This window comes from Methylobacterium sp. WL18, assembly GCF_008040015.1.
GTDB classification, from domain to species: domain Bacteria; phylum Pseudomonadota; class Alphaproteobacteria; order Rhizobiales; family Beijerinckiaceae; genus Methylobacterium; species Methylobacterium mesophilicum.
This window is the reverse complement of the sequence record NZ_VRVD01000503.1, coordinates 1-3,456: the sequence shown is the minus strand read 5'-3', so window position 1 is coordinate 3,456 and position 3,456 is coordinate 1. Positions and strand designations below refer to the sequence as shown.

The 3,456-nt window shown below is 69.3% G+C and carries 2 protein-coding genes and 1 pseudogene; 2 read left to right on the top strand and 1 reads right to left on the bottom strand.

Annotated elements, in window-relative coordinates:
* Both FV228_RS23880 and FV228_RS23875 read left to right on the top strand, forming a co-directional pair.
* Window positions 1-463, top strand: a pseudogene (locus tag FV228_RS23880) (metallophosphoesterase); the annotation flags it as partial.
* 174 nt (window positions 464-637) lie between these two features.
* Entirely contained in the window at window positions 638-1,522 is an 885-nt protein-coding gene (locus FV228_RS23875) for a transporter (RefSeq protein WP_147856840.1), read from the top strand.
* A gap of 167 nt (window positions 1,523-1,689) precedes the next feature.
* Here FV228_RS23875 and FV228_RS23870 read toward each other — a convergent pair whose 3' ends face one another.
* Window positions 1,690-3,135, bottom strand: a complete 1,446-nt coding sequence (locus FV228_RS23870) for a homospermidine synthase (protein WP_147856839.1) — start codon at window positions 3,133-3,135, stop codon at window positions 1,690-1,692.
* Between the last annotated feature and the right edge of the window lie 321 nt (window positions 3,136-3,456).

Below are 3,456 nucleotides of genomic sequence, written 5' to 3'. Positions count from 1 at the left end.
GGCGATCGGATCGTCCGGGCGCCCGGACGATCCGATCGCCTTCGCGGCCGCACGCATGACCGATCCGGTGACGGGCTCCCGCGAGTATCTCGGCTCGATCCGCAAGGCCGACGGTGCCGCCTGGCAGCCCGCCGACGCCATGGCGGCGCATGTTCGGGAGCGGGCGGCGCTGCACGCCGCGCTCGGCCGGCCGCACGATGGCCCGACCGTGGTGGTCACCCATCATCCGGCCAGCCCCCTGGCGGCGGACCGGTACCGGGACCAGCCCGGCGTACCCTGGTGGGTGCCGGCCTTCTACGCCAGCACCGCGCTCGACGACCTCCCCGATGCCGCGCGGCCGGAAGCGTGGATCTCGGGCCATTTCCACGCGGGGCATGACCTGCGGATCGGCCGCTGCCGCTGGGTCTCCAACCCGGTCGAGGGCCAGGGCTACCGGGCGGATTTCAGCGTGACGGTCGAATAGCGCGACCGCGATGGCCGAAAACGGGTGCGGCGGAATTAGTCCCGGCCAAGAGGCCGCGCATGTCGAGCGCGTGTCGTTCCGCACGGCTTGGCCGTAGAGTCGGGATGCAGGCGGTTCGACGGATCGTCCTACCCTGATCAGCCCCGCGTTCCGGGGCTCTGAACCGGGGTTATGATGACCGGATTTGGCCTGGGATTACGCGGGATCGCGTCGGCTGCACTTGCCGTCTACAGCATGGGGGCGGCGGCACCCGCATACGCTGCTTCCGCGGCCCAGCCCGGGCAGACGATCGGCCTGCCGGTGGGTGCGCAGCTCCCCGTAGGATTGTACTTCGTGAACCTGTCGAGCTTCGGCACGCGCAGCGCGCGGCCGGGCGACACCGCGACGAACGTCAACCTGCCGACCTTCGCGTGGGCGACGCCGTGGGACATCGCGGGCGGGCGCCTGCAGTTCTTCGTCACCCAGCCGGTGGTGGCCGCCACCCTCCAGGGCGCGCCCTACCAGAGCGGAATCGGCCAGCCGCTGCTGGCGGCCCAGCTCGCCTGGGATCTCGGCCACGATGTCGGCGTCAGCTACTTCTTCGGCGGTTACCTGCCGATCGAGACGCGCTTCCTGACCCAGTCTGCGTCGCTGACCCATCGATTCGCGATCAGCTACACCGGCCAGGATTGGAACCTGACGGCGAACCTGCTCCACGGGATCTTCCTCGAGACGCGCTCGCCCTTCGGCGCCCTCTATCCGGACTACCTGAACCTCGACCTGACCGCGGCGAAGAGGTTCGGCAAGTGGCAGGTCGGAGCCGTCGCGTTCGGATCGAGCGACCTGCCCACCGGCGTGTCCAGCTACCGGCCGCAGGGGCAGATCGCGGTGGGCGGCCTGGTCGGGTACAATTTCGGGCCGGTCAACCTGCAGGCCTACCTCACCCGCGACGTCGCCCAGCGCAACTACCGCGGACGCGAGACCCGCGGCTGGCTGCGGGTGATCGTACCGCTCTACCAGCAGGACCCGAACGAGGTCGAGCCGAACCGCACGCTGGTGACCCGCCGCCAGGCCGAGTAGCCGGGGCGCTGTCCTGTGCGGGGTACGATGTTCACAGAGCGCTGCCGGATTTGGGCCATCGCCGAACCCAGGCGCGTCTCCCTCCCCCGCTGAGGGGGGAAGGGGGACGCACGTCGTGAGCCCCCAGATCTTCCGTCAGTGGTGACGTGACCGCGGCCCGGCGCTCGTCAGCCGTGCACCAGCACGTTGCGGAACTGCCAGGGATCGCTGGTGTCGATGTCCTCCGGGAACAGGCCCGGGCGGTCGGTGAGCGGGGTCCAGTCGGTGTAGACGCCCACGACCGGGCCGAGATACGGGGTCTGGACCTCCAGGCAGCGGCGGAAATCCATCTCGTCGGCCTCGACGATGCCGGCCTCCGGGTTCTCCAGGGCCCAGACCATGCCGGCGAGCACCGCCGAGGTCACCTGCAGGCCGGTGGCGTTCTGGTAGGGGGCGATCCGACGCGTCTCCTCGATGGAGAGCTGCGAGCCGTACCAGTAGGCGTTCTTGGCGTGGCCGTAGACCAGCACGCCCAGCTCGTCGATGCCGTCGACGATCTCGGTCTCGTCGAGGATGTGCTGCTCGTCCTGCACCTTGGCGGCCTTGCCGAACATCTCGTGGAGCGAGAGCACGGCGTCGTCGGCCGGGTGGTAGGCGTAGTGGCAGGTCGGGCGGAAGACCGGCTTATCGCCCTCGCGCACCGTGTAGTAGTCGGCGATCGAGATCGCCTCGTTGTGGGTCACAAGGAAGCCGAACTGCGAGCCGGCGGTGGGGACCCAGCTCCGCACCCGCGTGTCGGCGCCCGGCTGCAGCAGGTAGATCGCGCAGCGCGAGCCCTTCTCCTGCTCGCGCGCGTTGGCGGGCATCCAGGTCTCGTGCGTGCCCCAGCCGAGCTCGGCCGGCTGGTTGCCCTCCGAGACGAAGCCCTCGACCGACCAGGTGTTGACGAACACGCCCCGGGGCTTCGGGTTCTTGGCGCGCTGGGTGTCGCGCTCGGCGATGTGCACGCCCTTTACGCCCAGGGTCTTCATCAGGGCGGCCCAGTCGGCGCGGGACTTGGGCTCGGGCGTGGTGACGCCGGTATCCTTGGCGATGTTCAGGAGCGCCTGCTTGACGAACCAGGAGACCATCCCGGGATTGGCGCCGCAGCAGGAGACCGCCGTGGTGCCGCCCGGCTTCTGGGTGCGGGCGTCGAGGATGTCCTGGCGCAGGGCGTAGTTGGTGCGGTCGCCCTGGCTGCGGTCCTTGTCGAAGTAGAAGCCCGGCCAGGGCTCGGCCACCGTGTCGATGTAGAGGGCGCCGAGTTCGCGGCACAGCTCCATGATGGCCCGCGACGAGGTGTCGACCGACAGGTTCACGCAGAAGCCCTGGCCGCCGCCCTCGGTCAGCAGGGGGGTGAGGACGTCGCGCAGGTTCTCCCGCGTCAGCGCCACCTTCTCGAAGCGCAGGCCGTGCTTCTCGGCGAGCGCCCGGTGGGTGTCGACGGGGTCGATCACGGTGAAGCGGGCGCGGTCGTATTCGAAGTGCCGCTCGATGAGGGGCAGGGTGCCCCGGCCGATCGAGCCGAAGCCGATCATCACGATGGGGCCGCTGATGCGGCCATGGATCGGGTGACGGGACGGCTGGTCGGTCATGCGGAAGGTCCTTGTCTGGCGGACGCCTGAGGTCCGCTGTTCGGCTCGCGAGCGGGTTATGGCGCGCGTATGACAGTGGGGCGACAGGCACGCGCCGCGCGGCCTGCGCCGGCGCGTTCGTCGAATCCCATCGTCGAGAAGGCCGCTCAATGGCCGTTCGCCAGACGACGGTCAACTGCGCTGCACCATGGACGCAGGGCGATCGCTTGAAAGGAATGGATTTCGGTGTTGCCTTTTGCGTGATTCACAGGGGGCCTCGGTCTGGTGAGGCATCCGATGTCAGGCAAGGCACTGGTGGAGCATTTTTCGGCGTTGGAAGAC

Excerpts from the sequence above, each read along its gene's own strand:
- FV228_RS23875 (WP_147856840.1), top strand. The coding sequence starts at position 638 with ATGACCGGATTTGGCCTGGGATTACGCGGGATCGCGTCGGCTGCACTT.
- FV228_RS23870 (WP_147856839.1), bottom strand. The coding sequence starts at position 3,135 with ATGACCGACCAGCCGTCCCGTCACCCGATCCATGGCCGCATCAGCGGC.